This is a genomic window from Clostridium sp. LIBA-8553, assembly GCF_057782465.1.
Map to the genome: position 1 here is coordinate 2,208,364 of NZ_CM173489.1, position 17,075 is coordinate 2,225,438.

The 17,075-nt window shown below is 28.7% G+C and carries 12 protein-coding genes; 2 read left to right on the forward strand and 10 right to left on the reverse strand.

The genetic code is table 11. The annotated features are described in order from the left end of the window. Positions 1 to 5 precede the first annotated feature (5 nt). The 7 genes from AC2JAQ_RS09755 to AC2JAQ_RS09785 form a co-directional block, all read right to left on the reverse strand. Positions 6 to 1,775: an ABC transporter ATP-binding protein gene (locus AC2JAQ_RS09755; RefSeq protein WP_488456278.1), complete on the reverse strand. Its 1,770-nt coding sequence runs from the start codon at positions 1,773 to 1,775 to the stop codon at positions 6 to 8. A 78-nt stretch (positions 1,776 to 1,853) separates the two neighbouring features. Beyond that, positions 1,854 to 3,584 carry an ABC transporter ATP-binding protein gene (locus tag AC2JAQ_RS09760; RefSeq protein WP_488456279.1) on the reverse strand — a complete coding sequence of 577 codons (1,731 nt, stop codon included), beginning with the start codon at positions 3,582 to 3,584 and terminating at the stop codon, positions 1,854 to 1,856. Positions 3,585 to 4,145: 561 nt separating this feature from the next. Further along, entirely contained in the window at positions 4,146 to 4,271 is a 126-nt protein-coding gene (locus AC2JAQ_RS09765; RefSeq protein ID WP_488456280.1) for a hypothetical protein, read from the reverse strand. 140 nt (positions 4,272 to 4,411) lie between these two features. Beyond that, a complete protein-coding gene (locus AC2JAQ_RS09770) occupies positions 4,412 to 5,425 on the reverse strand; it encodes a hypothetical protein (protein ID WP_488456281.1) in 1,014 nt (337 codons plus the stop codon). 223 nt (positions 5,426 to 5,648) lie between these two features. Next, a complete protein-coding gene (locus tag AC2JAQ_RS09775; RefSeq protein WP_488456282.1) occupies positions 5,649 to 8,402 on the reverse strand; it encodes an endo-beta-N-acetylglucosaminidase in 2,754 nt (917 codons plus the stop codon). Positions 8,403 to 8,764: 362 nt separating this feature from the next. Continuing rightward, a complete protein-coding gene (gene pulA / locus AC2JAQ_RS09780) occupies positions 8,765 to 12,277 on the reverse strand; it encodes a type I pullulanase (RefSeq protein WP_488456283.1) in 3,513 nt (1,170 codons plus the stop codon). Positions 12,278 to 12,782: 505 nt separating this feature from the next. Continuing rightward, positions 12,783 to 13,580, reverse strand: a complete 798-nt coding sequence (locus tag AC2JAQ_RS09785) for a MerR family transcriptional regulator (RefSeq protein ID WP_488456284.1) — start codon at positions 13,578 to 13,580, stop codon at positions 12,783 to 12,785. A gap of 85 nt (positions 13,581 to 13,665) precedes the next feature. Between AC2JAQ_RS09785 and AC2JAQ_RS09790 the strand changes: the two genes are divergently transcribed. Beyond that, positions 13,666 to 14,307 carry a GNAT family N-acetyltransferase gene (locus AC2JAQ_RS09790; protein WP_488456285.1) on the forward strand — a complete coding sequence of 214 codons (642 nt, stop codon included), beginning with the start codon at positions 13,666 to 13,668 and terminating at the stop codon, positions 14,305 to 14,307. 151 nt (positions 14,308 to 14,458) lie between these two features. On the opposite strand, the gene AC2JAQ_RS09795 is transcribed toward AC2JAQ_RS09790, so the two are convergent. Together AC2JAQ_RS09795 and AC2JAQ_RS09800 are read right to left on the reverse strand one after the other, a co-directional pair. Then, a complete protein-coding gene (locus tag AC2JAQ_RS09795; protein WP_488456286.1) occupies positions 14,459 to 14,866 on the reverse strand; it encodes a hypothetical protein in 408 nt (135 codons plus the stop codon). A gap of 180 nt (positions 14,867 to 15,046) precedes the next feature. After that, positions 15,047 to 15,406 carry a hypothetical protein gene (locus AC2JAQ_RS09800; protein WP_488456287.1) on the reverse strand — a complete coding sequence of 120 codons (360 nt, stop codon included), beginning with the start codon at positions 15,404 to 15,406 and terminating at the stop codon, positions 15,047 to 15,049. A gap of 189 nt (positions 15,407 to 15,595) precedes the next feature. Here AC2JAQ_RS09800 and AC2JAQ_RS09805 point away from each other — a divergent pair, with 189 nt between their 5' ends. After that, a complete protein-coding gene (locus AC2JAQ_RS09805) occupies positions 15,596 to 15,931 on the forward strand; it encodes a YnfA family protein (protein ID WP_488456288.1) in 336 nt (111 codons plus the stop codon). 113 nt (positions 15,932 to 16,044) lie between these two features. Here AC2JAQ_RS09805 and AC2JAQ_RS09810 read toward each other — a convergent pair whose 3' ends face one another. Further along, a complete protein-coding gene (locus AC2JAQ_RS09810) occupies positions 16,045 to 16,950 on the reverse strand; it encodes an HD domain-containing protein (protein WP_488456289.1) in 906 nt (301 codons plus the stop codon). Positions 16,951 to 17,075 lie beyond the last annotated feature (125 nt).

A 17,075-nucleotide genomic window follows, 5' to 3' on the forward strand; every position in this document is an offset into this window, starting at 1 on the left:
ATTTTTTAAGCTTCCTTTAAAAAACTATATTGTGCACAGTATAGATTATAATAATATCCCTTCCTTTTTAATAACTCCTCATGGCTTCCCTCTTCAACAATTTTTCCATGAGAAAGAACAAATATTTTATCACAATCCCTAATTGTTGAAAGCCTATGAGCTATAACTATAGATGTTCTACCCTCCATAAGCTTTTTAATTCCCTCTTGTACCAATCTTTCAGTTTCAGTATCAATATTAGCTGTAGCTTCATCTAAGATTAGTATTCTAGGATCTGCAATTAAAGCTCTTGCAAAAGCTATTAACTGTCTTTGTCCTAAAGAAAGCCTTGATCCTCTTTCATTAACATTAGTATCATATCCATCTTCAAGCTTTTCTATGAAACTATTAGCATTAACAGCTTTGGCAGCCTCAATTATCTCTTCCTCAGTAGCATCTAATTTACCATAACGAATATTTTCTTTAATTGAAGAAGCAAAAAGGAATGAATCTTGAAGCATTATTCCCATTTGACTTCTAAGACTTTCTACATCAACAGAACTTATATCTATTCCATCTATAAAAATCTTTCCCTTTGTTGGATCATAAAATCTACTTATAAGATTAGTTATTGTGGTTTTTCCAGCACCAGTTTCTCCAACTAAAGCTATCTTTTCTCCAGGATTCAAAGTAAATGTTACATTCTTTAAGGCATGATTTCCATCATCATCATAAGAGAAAGTAACATCTTCAAAATGAACCTCTCCTTTAATTTTAGGAAGTTTCTTTTCAGATGCATTTGCTACCATATCATTTTTTGTATCCATTATGTCAAAAATTCTTTCTGCTGCTGAAAGATTAGTAACAAAAGCATTATAAAAAGCTGATAAATTCATTATTGGTCTCCAAAGCATTTCAATATACATTATGAAGGCTATTAAAGTTCCTAAAGATAAGCTTCCTCCATTTGTTAATTTATATCCTGCAAAAAGCACAATAGCAATTCCAACCCCTCTACATATATCTACTGTTGGCCAAAAATAGTCTTGAAGTCTGACTGCATGTAGAAAACCACTTGCATGCCCATTTAAATGCTTATTAAATTTTTCTCTTGAATACCCTTCTCTACTAAATCCTTGAACTACTCTCATTCCCGAAAAAGCTTCATGAGTATATCCTAAGAGTGCTGACCTATTTTCTCTGAAATCTCTCCATCTCTTATTTGCTTTTATTTCAATAAAAAACATTCCTGCAAAAAGAAATGGTAAAACTACAAGACAAACTAATGTAAGGCTTGGATCCATAAAAAACATCATAAAAATAACCAATAAAATTGTAAAAAGATTTGGTATCAAATTCACGATACTATTATTTAAAAGGTTATTTAATGCATTAACATCTCCAACTACTCTAGATAAAATCTTTCCCACTGGCCTATTATCAAAAAATGAAAAACTTAAAGTTTGTATATGAGTATAAAGTTCATGTCTTATATTTACTAATACCTGATTTGTTATTTTGCTCATAGACATAATTCTGATTCTTGAAAGTATCATTGCTATTAAATTTAATAAAACTAAAACAACTCCAATTCCTAGAAGACCTTTTACATCTCCTACTGAAACAAATTTATCTATTGATACCTTCATTAAATAAGGATTCAACGTATTACAACTCATTATTAATAAAAGCATTAATACTATTCCTAAAGTTTTCCACTTATACGGAGCCACATATTTTAAAAGTCTCTTAATGGTCTTCCATTTATGAGTCTTTTTCTCATTAATCTCTTCCATTATTCCTTCCCCCTTCTCTACTATAGTTTAATGTTATTTTTCTCAAGATTTTTAGAATTAAGTCTCTAAAAATTCATTTTAAATAACCTCTTGTATAAACTCTAAATCTTGAAATTGATGACGGTATATACTATAGTAATATCCCTTTTTCTCTAATAAGCTTTCATGATTTCCCATCTCAACTATTTCTCCATCTTTCATGAAAATTATTATATCTGCATCTTTAACCCCAGATATTCTGTGGGCTATTATGAAGGTTGTAGCCTTTTTTTGCTTTTTAGATAAATTCTTAAGCACCTTAAACTCTGTTTCCATATCAAGTGCTGACGTAGCATCATCTAAAATCAATATTGGAGTTTTTCTTACTAAGGCTCTAGCTATGGCTAACCTCTGCTTTTGTCCTCCTGAAAGACCTAAACCTCTTTCACCAACTTCTGTTTCAAATCCTTCCGGCATTTCCTTTATAAAGTCATATGCACAACTATCTTTTGAGGCCTCTATTATTTCCTCCTCACTTTTACTTCCACCAAAATCTATATTATCTCTTATAGAATCTGAAAATAAAAAGGTGTCTTGAAATACCACTGCCATATTACTTCTTAATTTATCTAAATCCCACTTCTTAACATCAACGCCATCAATTAACACTGTTCCTTCTGTAGTATCATAATGTCTTCCTATAAGAGAAAGGATTGAGCTTTTACCACAGCCTGTTTCTCCCATAATAGCAACAGTACTTCCTGCTGGTACCTTTAAATTTATATTCTTTAATATTTGCTCTTCACTATATTTAAATGAAACATTTTTAAACTCTATATCACCTTTAAGGATATCTGGATTATAAGGATTCTCTATAGAAGTTATTTGTGGTTTCCTTTTAAGAATATTGAATATTTTATCCATTGAAGCTCTATTTTGAGACATCATATTAACAAGCCATCCTAAATTTCTTACACAAAAAGATAGATTCAAAATATAACTACTAAAAGCTAAAAGTGTTCCCATAGTAATTTGTCCTTTAATAGTTAAATAACCACCATAAATTATCATAGCTACTGGTGCTAAATTTGTTAAAAGGTCAATTACAGGCAAGAAATTACTTAAAATCTTGGCTTGAGTTATATTTAAATCATAATAATCCTTATTAACCTTTAAAAATTTTTCAGTTTCATATTTTTCTCTCGCAAAGGCTTTTACAAGTCTTATTCCTGCAATGTCTTGTTGTGCCATAAGATTTATATCAGCCACTTTATCACTTATTTTAGAATAATTTCTTTCAAATTTTTTATTTACTAAAATAGCTAAGAATCCTACTGGAAGTAAAATCACTAAACACGTTATTGTAAGTGAAGAACTCATCCTCATCATTATGGTTACAGAAATTATAAATAATATTATACCCTCTATAAATAATCTAAGACCGTAGGAAATAGTTTCCCAAACAATATCTACATCCTCACCAATTCTAGACATAAGTTCTCCTGTATTTGTACTATCAAAAAATGAAAACTCAAAACTTTGAATCTTTTTAAAAAGATCTGTTCTTATTTCTTTACTCACATTTAAGGAAAATTTATCAAACATAAATTCTTTAATATATCCTAAAATTCCACGTAAAAGTGCTAAGCCCAAGAAAATTCCAAAAAATAATCCTAACTTGCTTGAATCACTACCTAATAAAATATCATCAACAAATATCTTTTGAAGATAAGGGAAAAAGCTATCTATTCCCAAAACAATTATCATAGCTAATATTGGAACTATTAAAAATCCTATTCTTTTAGCTATATAGTTCTTAAATATCCCCATATGTCTTGCCCCCTTTGTTTATAGCTTTCTCTATAAGAGTATTAAAACTTTTTTAAAAGAACATCACCTATATTCACATTCTATCCCTCCTTATATGTAGAAGTAAAAATTTATATTAAAAACTTATATAATTCTTTATTACAAAGAGTTATATAGCTTTAACTAACTACTATTTATATAGTTTTGATTTAACTAATCCTTTTTATTGAAAATATAATTTTGGTAAATTTTATAGACTTGTCTCCTTCAAAATATTTAGTTTTGAAAATTAAAAACATCTATATCCTTAAGCAGTGCCTAAAGATATAGATGCCTATAAAATTAAAGGTATAATTTAGAGATTTTCTGAACTAAGTAAAATAGGAAGACTGTTAAAATTCAAGTTTGCAAACTGGTAAGGTTTTATATTTTTAAAAGTAATTAATATATATATAAAGTATTAAACATACAATATTATATTAGGTCTTCTTAGTAATAGTAATCTCTATATCATAACTTTACTTTATTCAAATAAAAAAGCACAGCTTCTCAGCCATGCTCTTTAGAATTTTAAAAAGATTTCTATAAAGTTTTATGGAAAGCATTAGATAAATTCCATAAAAGGAGCAATTGCTGAGTACACATTATTCTTTTTGTAGGAAATAATAAATATATACCATTAACATATTCATTATCTAAAATTCTCATTAAATTGCCTCCTTTCATAAATTCAATCTTATATTAATTATACTTGATTTTACGGACATTTCAACCATTTTATTCTATTTTTTACGTTTTTTATCAATAAAATTTATTTAATTTGCTTACTTTAAATTATCTAAAATTTATTAATATTCTTCTTTTTCTTTTATTCTATTGAGAATCTCTTCTTCATAATCATCTATATCAAAAGTATCTCCATTATAATCTTTATCTAATCCTTTTATCTCTTCCACTTCCCATGAATCATCAAAATCTATTTTTTTTCTTTTATTTAAATACTTATCATTTAATTTTTGTTCTTTATTTAAATTTCTTTCATAGCCAATACCCTCCTCTTGAACTTCGTACTCTTCACTATCAATAGAATTAGCAAAATCCAATATGTCCTTTAAAATTGCTTTTGCACCATTTAATATCTCTTCAAAACCCTCTTCATTTAATCCATCAAAAACTCCTGTAGTTCCCCATATACCACTTCCTTCAAAGAAACTACCACCTTTAAAATACTCTTTTCCTATATTTATACCATCTTGGCTTTCCATTTTATATTTATCATCTGTTTTTATATCTAAATTCCTATTAACCTTTTTTCTTACACTAGCTTTCTCATCAATGTCTAAATTATTTTTATTCTTTCGTAATTTTGAATTTCCATCAATCACCTTATCACTATTGTAGTCTACTTCATCAGTATGGTGATCTGCTTCATCCGTATCGTAATCCGCTTCATCAATATCGTAATCTGCTTCATTGATATCATAATCCACTTCATCAACACCGTAATCCGCTTCATTAATATCGTAATCCACTTCATCAATATCATAGTCTACTTCAGTATTTTTAATATATTCTTTCATAGGAATTTTATTTCTTCTATAAGTACTTAAATTATCTTTCTTAAGAATTATTCTTGAGAAACTAAAGCCATCCCTTAAAGTCATTCTGTAAACTTTCCTTTTAAACAAAGGATGTTCTAAAGTTAAAACATACACTCCTAAAGGAACCAAAAACTCCACGATTCCTGCAAAATCTGTGTCTGCCTCATATTTTTCTCTTCGGTTTTCAATTTTAACTCTACATCGTGAAATAGGTTTTTGATTTTCATCTAATACATTTAGAAAAATTCTTTGATTAATCATAACTATTTAGTAAGAGATTTTCACCTCTTAAGCTTTTCACACTCCAAAGAATACTATACATTATATATTTATTCTTAAACTTTCTTTTTGCTAACAAAATTTATAAAATAAAAAGACTTCTAAGAATTATTTCGAGATTAATCAAAACACCTCTAGAAGTCTTTTTATTTTTGATTTTAATTGTTTTATAAAGGTCTATAATAGTTTTAAGGTTTAAAACTTACTATTGTGGATTATATTGAAGTTTTGTAGTCTCTGATAAATTTCCTTCATAATCTTTTAGCACTATAGAAATCTCTGTAGCTTCTTTAGGAATTGGAATATTATCAAATCCATCTTTTCCTCTTAAATATGAATACTCTATTCCTTCTACAGTAATATACATTTTCCACCAGTCCTTAGAAGTTGGTCCATCAAAGATTAATTTACCATTTATAACTTTGTAGTTTCCGCTATAAGGTGTTGCATAAAAATCCTTGGTTTTTCCTTTAGCTGTAACCGTATCTAAAACATCCTTCTTATTATCAGTTGTAGATACTTTTACTTCATATTTTTTGCCATCTTCTTGTTTTAATGGCACTTTAGCAGAAGTTGTGCCTGGTTTGAATGTTTTTGAGAATACTTCTTTTTCTTCTCCACCCTCTAGTAAATTCACTTCTACTTCTATACCTTTAAAAGACTTCTTGTCTGGATTATTCCAATCTATTTCTAACCCCTCATCAGTCTCAGTTACTTTTAAATCTTGTACCTTATAATCTTGTGAAAACTTAATTTTAGCTGGTTTACTTTCACTGCCATCTTCCCCTTGAGCTGTTAGTAAAAGTTCCTTAGTATCTTTAGGTAAATTCTTAATGTAATAAACATCATCATAAATTCCACCTAAATAAGTTAAAGTTCCTTTATCTCCTTTTGAATAAAGGTTATATTGTTTAACCTCATTATAATCTTCTAATTCCCACTCTACATGAACTTCATTAGTATTTAAATAATCCTCTATTTCAAATTCCTCTGGCATGTCAGGAGTATAATCCTTGCCATCAGTTATTTTTATTTCACCAATGTTCATTTGGTAATCAGATGAGATTTCCCCATTCTTTGGAGAGAAGGCAAGTCCAATTACAGCAATTTCTCTTCCTTTAAATTGACTTAAATCAACATCTTTACTAACCCATCCATTAGTATCTTTATCTGAACCTTTAATTGAAACATATTCAACCTTATCAGGATTATCCTTAAATATAAGTCCTAAAGCCATTTCTCCAGCATTTTTACCAGACACCTTGTTGTAAGTTATGGTAGCCTTAGATTTCTTAACAACATCTAACTCTGTTTTAAATAGACGTAAATAATTTTCAGAGTCTAGCTCTCCATTAACAACTAAAGAACTACCTCCTTTATATGCTCCGATTTGCTTATAAGTGAACTTATCACCCTTTTCTACATTTGGGCCATAATCAAAATCAGCTTGTAATTTAGTGCCTTCAGTATCTATCCACCATTGCCATGTTGGAAGTATATCCTGAATGTTCATATTTGCCCATTCCTCATTATTTGATATAACTCCATCTTTATAATAATGCACTCCATGTCCTGTGTTAAAGTTTGTCACAAAAGTTGCACCATTAACAACTGAACGCTCAGTTATATATCTTGATACTCCTCCCCACTGACTAGCATCCTTAAGACCAACATCAGCTCTTGAATACCCTTCTTTTTCTCCTGTATCTAATGGATCAATTGTCACACCAGTATAGAACATTCTTTCACGTTCAGCTACCATCCATTGATAGTCAGCTTGTCCTCTTCTATTTTGAGTAGGGTCTCCTAAATCATCATCTAAGCCTGCCTTTACATAATCAGGCGTAAATAAAGCTATTCCGGATTTTGGATTACCATTTTCATCTAATATAACATCCATATTTCTTGTTGAGTTATGAGAACCGTTGAATTTTCCCATAGCAACCTCAACTCCCATAAGAACCGAATCTAAAGGATTAATACCTATACGCTTAGCTTCTTCCACACTTGCATCTATATATCTAGGATCTGTACTATCTCCATTATTCCATCCATCTGGAGAATTCCAGTTATAATTCATAAATATTGAATCATTTACACGACCAAGATTTTGATCATATACATAAGAACTATGTGAAGGTATAAGCGATGGTTTATATGTTAATTTACCATTTACATCATCTACACAATCATACCATTGAGTATATACACCTGCATCTACTAAAGTTTTAGTAAACTCTTTATATGGAATAATATGTGATGGATCTATACTAGTTTCTTGGTTTATAAAATATCCATCAAAACCAAAATACTCTTTTATTTCAATAAGCTTTTTAGCAACTATATATTCGCCATTTTCATCCTTTTTTAATAAAGCATCATATGGTTGTCCTGATCTTGGTATAAATAAACATCCAATTGATTTAACCCCATTTTTATGAGCTGCATTAGTATATGCTGGGTTTGGAAGATTTAATATTCCAAATTCAAAATTACTACTATCTTCTCCTCCACCATATAAACGTAATGGAACTCCATCTGTTGGCATACCATGCCATCCTCCGTAATAATCAGTGTACTGCCAGAAATTATACGCATATTGACTAAAATCATTTGTATACGCTGTACTATCAAAGAAATAATTGCCATAATCTCCATTTAAGTTAGTAAGTGAAGTTTCTGGACTTAAATTTGGATTTGCTTGAGTCTCTGCAAATGGTTCAATACGTTCTTGAAGTGGTACATGTGCTCTTAACATTTCTGCATATGGATCCTCTTCTGGATTCCAGTTTTCAATATCAATTACTCTATATCCATGTTGAAATGGTTGATTTGACCCCTTTGTTGCATCTCCTGTTGGCGGAAGTGAAACACCAGCCTTTGTTGTTATAGATAATGAAGATGTAACTACACATACCGTAGCAGCTATAATAGCTATTTTCTCTCTCATTTTTCTCATTTTATTTATCCCCCTTAATTTACCAAATATAGATAATATTTAAAAAAATTATAAATTCTTCGGTAAACGTTGTCAATGATATTTAATATATAACCTATTATTTTTGTAATAACTTACAATTAAAAAAATAAGTAAAATATTAGCTTTTTACTTATTTTTCCTACCAATTTAAAGTATAAATTCATACTATATATTAAATAAAGATTATTTATGCTATATACCTTCTCCCTCCTATCTAAGCTTATTAATAATTCAAAAGCTACCAGAATTAAGTTAGCTTTTATTTCTTGAAAAAATTTAGAGCTATTCTATTTATCCTCCTAGAATAGCTCTTTTTTTATATAATCAATACTTCTTTAATATTAATTATTTTTTCTCTTCCTAAAGAATATAATTCCAACTCCAACTAATATTAAGCCAATTATCCCCAAAGAAAGAGCACTTGTTCCTCCTGTATTAGGAAGATTTCCTCCTGATGACTTTTCTAAAACATTAACATTTATAGTTTTAGTCACCTTATTTCCGTCCTTATCAACTACCATATAAGTAACTTCATATTTTCCTGCTTTATTTGGATCAACATTATTTTTTATAACCTGAATCTTTGAAGTTAAATCTCCATCCTCTTTATCAAAGGCAGTAACTCCTTTTAAAGGATCAAACTTTTCTCCAAGATTTAATTCTAAATCCTTCGCATCAATTGTTGGTATACTATTTTCTGATGGCTTATTTGTATCATTATCATCTGGATTTCCTGGTTTATCTGGATTTTCACCTTCTCCACCATTATCTGGTTTATCTGGATTTTCAGTGTTTCCTCCATTGTTATCTCCATTAAAGCTATCTTTTTGTACCAAAACGTAAGAAGATTGTGCTGGAACTTGAACTTTGTTTCCTTTAATTTCATCAAGCTTTTCAGTACCTGCTTTATTTCCATTTACAATAACAGCCCAGTCATTCATTGGAAGAGTTATATCTACAGGTTCCTTATTTGCATTAAATATTACAGCCATGTCCTTCCATGAATCCCCTACATTTTCACCATTTAAAGTGTATGCAACAACATTGTCATTTGTGAATGATTTTCCTTTTTCTAGGAATGTAATATTATTTTGAATATCCTTAGCAGTGTTCATTCTAAATGCTTTATGAGATTTTCTAAGTTCTATTAATCCTTTATAGTAATTAAATAAATCATTATATTCTTCTTTTCTTGTCCAATCAACTCTATTTACACTATCTGGTGCATTATAACTATTATGATTGAAGCTTCCATCTGGATTAACCTTTGTTCTTGCCATCTCTTCTCCTCCTTGGAAGAAAGGAATTCCTTGAGATGTTAAAACTATAGCTGAAGCCATTTTATTCATAGCCTCTAACTCTTCTTTAGATGCATCTTTATTTGTAGTTTGAAGTTTATCCCATAAAGTTAAGTTATCATGAGCTGATACATAATTTATTGTTTGATATGGTTCATTTGCCCAAGGTTCTACTCCATAGCCATCATATGGACTTGGGGAAGCTCCATACTTGACACCACTATGCCTTACAGAACCAACTATTCCAAACTTAACAAGCTCTTCTAACCCATTATATCCATTAACGAACCCCGGCTTATCAGCATCAAAAACATGTCCTTTAACTCCATCTCTCATGTCATCACTAAATGCAGCAATTTGCATATCCCCATATTGTGGAGTGTTTTTCTTTAGGGCGCTTTGATTTTCTGGAAGAGGTGTATCTCCTCCTGTCCAACCTTCTCCATAAATTATTATACTTGGATCTATTTTATCTAATTCCTTTCTTATAGTCTTCATAGTTTCTATGTCATGAAGCCCCATAAGATCAAATCTAAATCCATCTATATGATATTCACTGGCCCAATACTTAACTGAATCAACCATCATTTTTCTAACCATACTTCTTTCTGAAGCTAACTCATTTCCACATCCTGAACCATTTGAAAATCCTCCAGATTCATTCTGTCTATAATAATAATCTGGAACAGCTAAATTTAAATGAGAATCAGCTGTTGCTCCTGTATGATTGTAAACTGAATCCATAACAACTCTTATACCAGCTTTATGAAGTTCTTGAACCATTTCCTTAAATTCTTTTATTCTAACTTCTGCCTTATATGGATCTGTTGAATAAGATCCTTCTGGCACATTATAGTTCTGTGGATCGTATCCCCAATTATATTGTGGTTTATCTAATTTTGTTTCATCAATTGATCTATGATCAAAAGTTGGAAGTAAATGAACATGTGTTACTCCTAATTCTTTTAAATGATCTATTCCTGTTTTTATATTCTCATTAGCAGGAAGTGTTGTATTAGGTTGCCACATTCCTTCATATTTACCTCTCATCTCCATTTTAGTATCTGAAGATGGGTCAATTGAAAAATCTCTTATATGAATTTCATAAATTACTGCATCTGTTGGAGCAATAAGTTTTGGCTTTTTATCATTTTTCCATCCTTCTGGATTAGTTAATTCTAAGTCAACAACCATTGCACGTCGTCCATTAACACCTACAGCTTTAGCATAAGGATCAGTTACATTAGATTCTACTCCATTATTAGTAACTAGATAATCATAATAAACTCCATTTTGATCCCCTTTAAGAGAAGTTGTCCAAATTCCTTTTTCTCCTTTAGTCATTTCTATAACTTCCTTTGGATTAGTTTCTTTAGTATAGTCACCTGTGTTATAAATAGCTACTTTAACTGAAGTTGCCATTGGAGCCCATAACACGAAATCCGTTTTATTCTTCTTATATAGAGCACCTAACTCCCCATTATAGTGATAAAGTTTTTCAAACTCTTTATTTGCAAAGATTTTCCCTAAAGTTACAGTGGCAGGTTTAAATCCTTCAATTTCTAAAATATACTCCTTAGTTAAATCTAATTTCTTATCTGTTATTATTTTTCCAGAGTTTAAACTTTCTGGTATCGTTACCGAAATTGGCTGAGAAATACCATTTTCTTTTAAAGTAATCTTTCCATTCATATCCTGAGATGGCATTTTGATATTAGTTGTGAAATTTATTTCATTTATTGAATCAATCTTAGCCCCTGTTATTGCTGGATCTTTTATTGCATCTTCTGCTCTAAAAACTATTTCAGGATTATTTTGAACTAAATATGCATTAATCTCACCCTTATTATTTGCATAAGCTAAATTTATAAATCTATCAGCATGTACATCTTTATCAGACCAATCTGGCCTTCTAACTATAATTCCAATGCCTCTTGGATCAGCATCTTTTACTCCATCATAAACAATTGTTGATAGTTTTCCATAATCATCTTCTGATGATAAAGGATATCCTTCTCCACCTTTAACCCCATCTAACCAAGACCAAATATCCCAATTATCATAATTTCCATCAAATCTGTAGTAATGAAGATTTAAAGTAACCTTGTCAAAATTTCTATTTAAAGGCTTAACCTCAAAAGTTCTTTCTCCATCCTCTTTATGATTTATAATAACTTCCTGATCTCCTTTTGAAAGGTCAACAAACTTATCTGAACCAAAATAGTTTTCTGCCCAGTCATTACCTGATTCACTTCTACGTAGTATAAATCCTAACTTTCCTTCATTTGTATTAGTTTTAATAACTGTAAATTCTCCTTCATCATCATTTCCTATAAATTGAGAAACTTTAGTATTGGTATCGGTACCATTTAAATCTCTCTCCCAAGTCCATAAGTTCCATCCGTTGTAGTTCTTATCAGGTCTATTATATCTTATTTTGATATAAACACCTTCTGAACTCTTCTCATCAGCCTTAGTTATTTTAGGTATTTGTATTAAAGTTATAAAAAATACAAAACTTAAAAGAACTGATAAGAGCTTTTTAATTTTTCTCATATTCTCTCCCCCTACTCTTAATGTAAATCTTTACATGTAACATATTACCATATAACTCCTCTACTTTCAATATATTTTTATACAAATTAAAACTAAATTCAATAAAAAATAAATTATCTATGAATTTTCATTTATAAATCCATAGATAATTTTATGATTAAATTTACACCACTTTTCCTACCTAATTTTATTGTCATTTATTCAAATATAGGAATTCCACCTAAGCCAGCTGCATCTCCATCATATTTATGCATAACTAGGTGGTACTATTTTGTTGCCATCATTATCACTATAGTCTCGTATATAAGCTAATTGTACATATAAGTCAGCTCATATATAATCATTTTCCTCTAAGTATTCTGTAAGATATTTAAAACCAGTATCAAATCTTATATTTTCATTATCATAGGACCTATGAATTATTATTGCTAAATGCTTCTTTTCTTCACTTTTAGGAATTGTTATTATTCCTATTAATTTATATGTTTTTATCTTGTAATAAATTTTACTTTATTCTCATTTGTATCTGACAACTATATGATTTAGTATTAAATATATCATTTAAAAGATCTACTTCTATTAAACTTTCTAACTTTAAATTATTATACTCTAAATAATCATTAAATTTTCTTTTTTGTTCTTTTTCATTCTCCTTGCTATAGCTTAATGTTATATAATTTCCCTCTGGTAATTTTTCAACACCTATTATATTCTTATACTCTTCTTTCATTGGCTCAATGAATTTAAAAGCATATGACTTTTCTAAATCTCCCTTATCATCATAAAAATACACCATTCCTCCATCATCTGTATTTTTAATATTTTTTTCAATTATTAAATCCTCTAGTTTTGAATAGTATAGAAGTTCTTTATAATCACCTAATTCCTCACATAGCATTTTTATTATCCATCTTTCTTTGAAATACTTAACTTTAACATTCTTTTCTTTAACCGCTTTTTTAGAAAATTCTATTTGTGAATTTAAATTATCTATTTCTCCTATAGTATTTTTTAAACTCTCAATATTTCTTTCAGCTTCTATTTTCTTCTCTTTTAAAAACTTTATAAGTTTTTCTGTATCCTTAGTTTTTAATATCTCTTGAAGTTCCTTTATGCTTACTCCTAACTTCCTACATCCTTTTATTATGTTTATATGAATAAATTGTTCAGCTGAATAATATCTATATCCACTATTTTCATCAATATAAACAGGTTCAATTAAACCAACACTTTGATAATACCTTAAAGTTTTTATAGTTATTCCTTTAATTTTTGAAACTTCTCCTATGGAATATAATTCCATAAAAAAACTCTCCTCTCATAATTGACTCTTCCCTTAGGGGATATATTATAAATTAATTATATACTAAATGAAAGGATGCTTTTATATGAATGAAATAACTTATAGAAAAATAGAAAAAACTGATTATGAAGAAGTAAAAAAAATAATAAATGAAGCTTTTAGATTATATAAACTTATAGCTGATGAAAAACTTCTTGATAAAGTACTTACAATATATCTTCATTCTTGCTTACAAGAGACAACCTACTCTTTAATAGCAACAAAAGATAATAAACCAATTGGAGTTATTCTAGGAAATGTTTCAAAGAACAACTCAATTACAAACTCAATTTATCATTTTGGAGTAATTCTTAGTAAGTATATATCAATTGCATTAGGAAACTCTAAAGAGAAAAAAGAATTAAAGCAATTTGCAACAGTTTCAAAAGCTTATGAAAAATTATTAGAAGATAGAAAAGATGAATTTCAAGGCTCCATAACACTTTTTGCTGTTAGAGAAGGTTACAGAGGCTTTGGTATTGGTAAAACCCTTGTAAATAACCTTTTAAATTATATGAGAGAAAATCAAGTAAAAAAACTTTATCTTTTCACAGATACAATATGTAATTATGGTTTTTATGAGAGCCAAGGCTTTAAAAGATTAAATACTATTACCTTAGATATGAGTTCTCAATCCCAAGACTCTATTTCATCTTTAGATGTATTTTTATATTCGTATGATTTGTAAAGTGTAATATCTCTTAAATTTAAAAATAAATTTTAATATAATAAATGTTTTTATCCTAGTAAAAGTTTGTTTAATAACTCTATATACCTAAATACTTTTATGATATTTATTTAAATAATAAAAAAGTCACGGAATTCTCCGTGACTCACCATTACTTTAATTCACAAAACTCTTTTTCTATCTCTTTTAATCTCTCATAAATATCTTCACATTTATGCTGAACATAATAAGTTTTTCCTATTTGCTCCATAAAAAGATTCTTGTCCAATTCTTCAAATCTATTTGTTGTTTCTTCTCTTAATTCCTCTAAAGCATTGTAAAAATGAACTCCGTAAGGCCCTATATCCTCTATTTCTTCCTTGAAGATCTTACTTACTTCATTTAAATTAACCTCAATAATACCATCGCAAGTATCATCTATAATAATCATATTAAAATCATCTTTAATTTTAATATTCTTAAAACTCTTTTCTCCAAAAATTTTAGATTCATCTCTAAATTCTTTTATAAGACTTGCAGCCTCTTTTGCTAATATTTTTCTTTTCTCAAAATCTCTCATTCACTTTTTCTCCTTAAAAATCAAAATAAAAATAAAAACAAAACTTTTAATTGTATATTTATATCAGTATTATATAGATTCTAACATTAGAATCTAAAGCACAACAATATTTTCTCATATATTTAAAATTTAATTTATTTTGAATGAACTTTTAAGTTTTTTATAAATTACTAATAACTATTAAGCTACAATATTCTCCTTTTTACTTTCATTAAACTTTTTAACTTTTTCCATGAAATTATCAAACATATAAAGATAAACCATCATTACTCCTATTGAAGCTAATATGACAACTGTTAATAATTCTCCTCTTCCAAAATCAAGTATCTCTCTATTGCTTATTAAAACTCCATAAAGTAATAATGATACTGAGTTTTCTAATACAACAACCTTCTTTAAATTAAGTGCCGACTTAATATCATCCTCATTTATTGATTTTATTGTTTCTTCATTCTTTGAATAAAGGTTGTACACAAGATAAGAAACTATTCCTATTTGCATTATCATGAAAATTAAAGCTATAAAAAATCCTACTATCACTTCTTACCCCTCCAGTTTTCTCTTATCCTTTCACTCTATTGTAACCGTTTATATCAATTGTAATTATATCATTTTATTCCTTCATTTCCAATACAGTATGCATTCAAACTTCTCTAAATTGATATTTTTTTATGCAAGTGCTATAATTTTGCATACTTAAACTTAATACTAAACAAAGGAGAAAAAAACTTGGAAAATTTGAAATCAATATTTTACTTTCTAATAGCTGGTATTTTTGAAATAGGTGGTGGATATCTTGTTTGGCTTTGGCTAAGAGAAGGAAAAAGTCTTTGGTACGGAATTTTAGGTGCTATAGCTCTTATATTATATGGAATTATTCCAACCCTTCAACCATCAAACTCTAATTTTGGAAGAGTTTATGCAACATATGGTGGTATATTTATCGTGCTATCAATATTATGGGGATGGAAAGTTGATAATATTATTCCAGATAAATTTGATTTAATCGGTGGTTTAATCGCATTAATTGGCGTTCTCATAATCATGTATGCTCCTAGAAGTTAACTAGTAATTAAAGAAGCTATATCAAAACTTATAAATAATGTAAAGATAATATCTAAATAAGTTTTATTTTAGTCTATGTTTTAAATTATATTTGATATAGCTCTTTACTAGTTTTATAGATACAATTTAGTTTCTAATCTCTTATCATATTCAGACCAAGTTCCACTTTTAGTTTTCTCTTTTAACATAGTTATTTTATTCATTGTTGCATCTAATCCATCTGCATAATTTACTATGTATGATTCCTCAGTCTTCATTTCTCTTGGAGATCCATATTCTAATTTCCCATGATGCTGAGTTATACATCCCTTTATTCTTGCTATAAAATCATCACTATAAAGCTTTGAATCTTTTCTTACTGCTTCGTCTATCATTTGAACCCCTATTACAATATGACCCTCCATCTCTCCTCTTAAGGTATATTTGAATGGTCCATCATAATAAAGTTCTTTTATCTTTCCAATATCATGTAATTTTGCAGCTAATATTGCTGTTTCAGGTCTTCTACAATGATATCTTTCACATAATATTGACGTTAGATACATTACATTTAATGTGTGTTCTGCTAGTCCACCTATATAATTATGATGCATGGATACTCCTCCAATACCCCTTTTAAACTTTTCTAAAAACTCATTATCCTTAAAAAAATAATCATTTAAGGCCCTTCCCTCACTAGAAACTATATATTTGTCTGTTATTTCATCTATTTCCTTCATTATCTCTTCTATGGGCTTCTCTACATGAGGAAGATAATCTCTTTCATCATACTCTGATAGTACTTTAAATTTTTTAACATCTAAAAATCTATCTTTATTTCCTTCTACCTTTAAAACATCTCCCTCTTTTATGCTCTCATTTTCTTTTTTAATTATATTAGCTTTTACCTCTCCTGTTTTATCAGCCAATATACAAACTATCTTTGCATCATCTCTAAAAAGAATTTTCATAACCATTAAAGAAATCTTAACTGATTCTCCATGCTTGATTTCACTCAAATAAATATCTTTTTTATTCATATAACTCATCTCCATTTCCAAACTATAATCTATGCGTTTATTTATAATTTTAGATACCTTATATTAAACGAATCTTCTATGAATTATTATTAGCCTTTAATTCATATTAATTCTTAAATATAAAT

Coding starts and splice junctions, on each gene's coding strand:
- pulA (WP_488456283.1), bottom strand. CDS start 12,277: ATGAGAAAAATTAAAAAGCTCTTATCAGTTCTTTTAAGTTTTGTATTT.
- AC2JAQ_RS09810 (WP_488456289.1), bottom strand. CDS start 16,950: ATGAATAAAAAAGATATTTATTTGAGTGAAATCAAGCATGGAGAATCA.
- AC2JAQ_RS09795 (WP_488456286.1), bottom strand. CDS start 14,866: ATGAGAGATTTTGAGAAAAGAAAAATATTAGCAAAAGAGGCTGCAAGT.
- AC2JAQ_RS09765 (WP_488456280.1), bottom strand. CDS start 4,271: ATGAGAATTTTAGATAATGAATATGTTAATGGTATATATTTATTATTT.
- AC2JAQ_RS09790 (WP_488456285.1), top strand. CDS start 13,666: ATGAATGAAATAACTTATAGAAAAATAGAAAAAACTGATTATGAAGAA.
- AC2JAQ_RS09785 (WP_488456284.1), bottom strand. CDS start 13,580: ATGGAATTATATTCCATAGGAGAAGTTTCAAAAATTAAAGGAATAACT.
- AC2JAQ_RS09755 (WP_488456278.1), bottom strand. CDS start 1,775: ATGGAAGAGATTAATGAGAAAAAGACTCATAAATGGAAGACCATTAAG.
- AC2JAQ_RS09760 (WP_488456279.1), bottom strand. CDS start 3,584: ATGGGGATATTTAAGAACTATATAGCTAAAAGAATAGGATTTTTAATA.
- AC2JAQ_RS09775 (WP_488456282.1), bottom strand. CDS start 8,402: ATGAGAAAAATGAGAGAGAAAATAGCTATTATAGCTGCTACGGTATGT.
- AC2JAQ_RS09770 (WP_488456281.1), bottom strand. CDS start 5,425: ATGATTAATCAAAGAATTTTTCTAAATGTATTAGATGAAAATCAAAAA.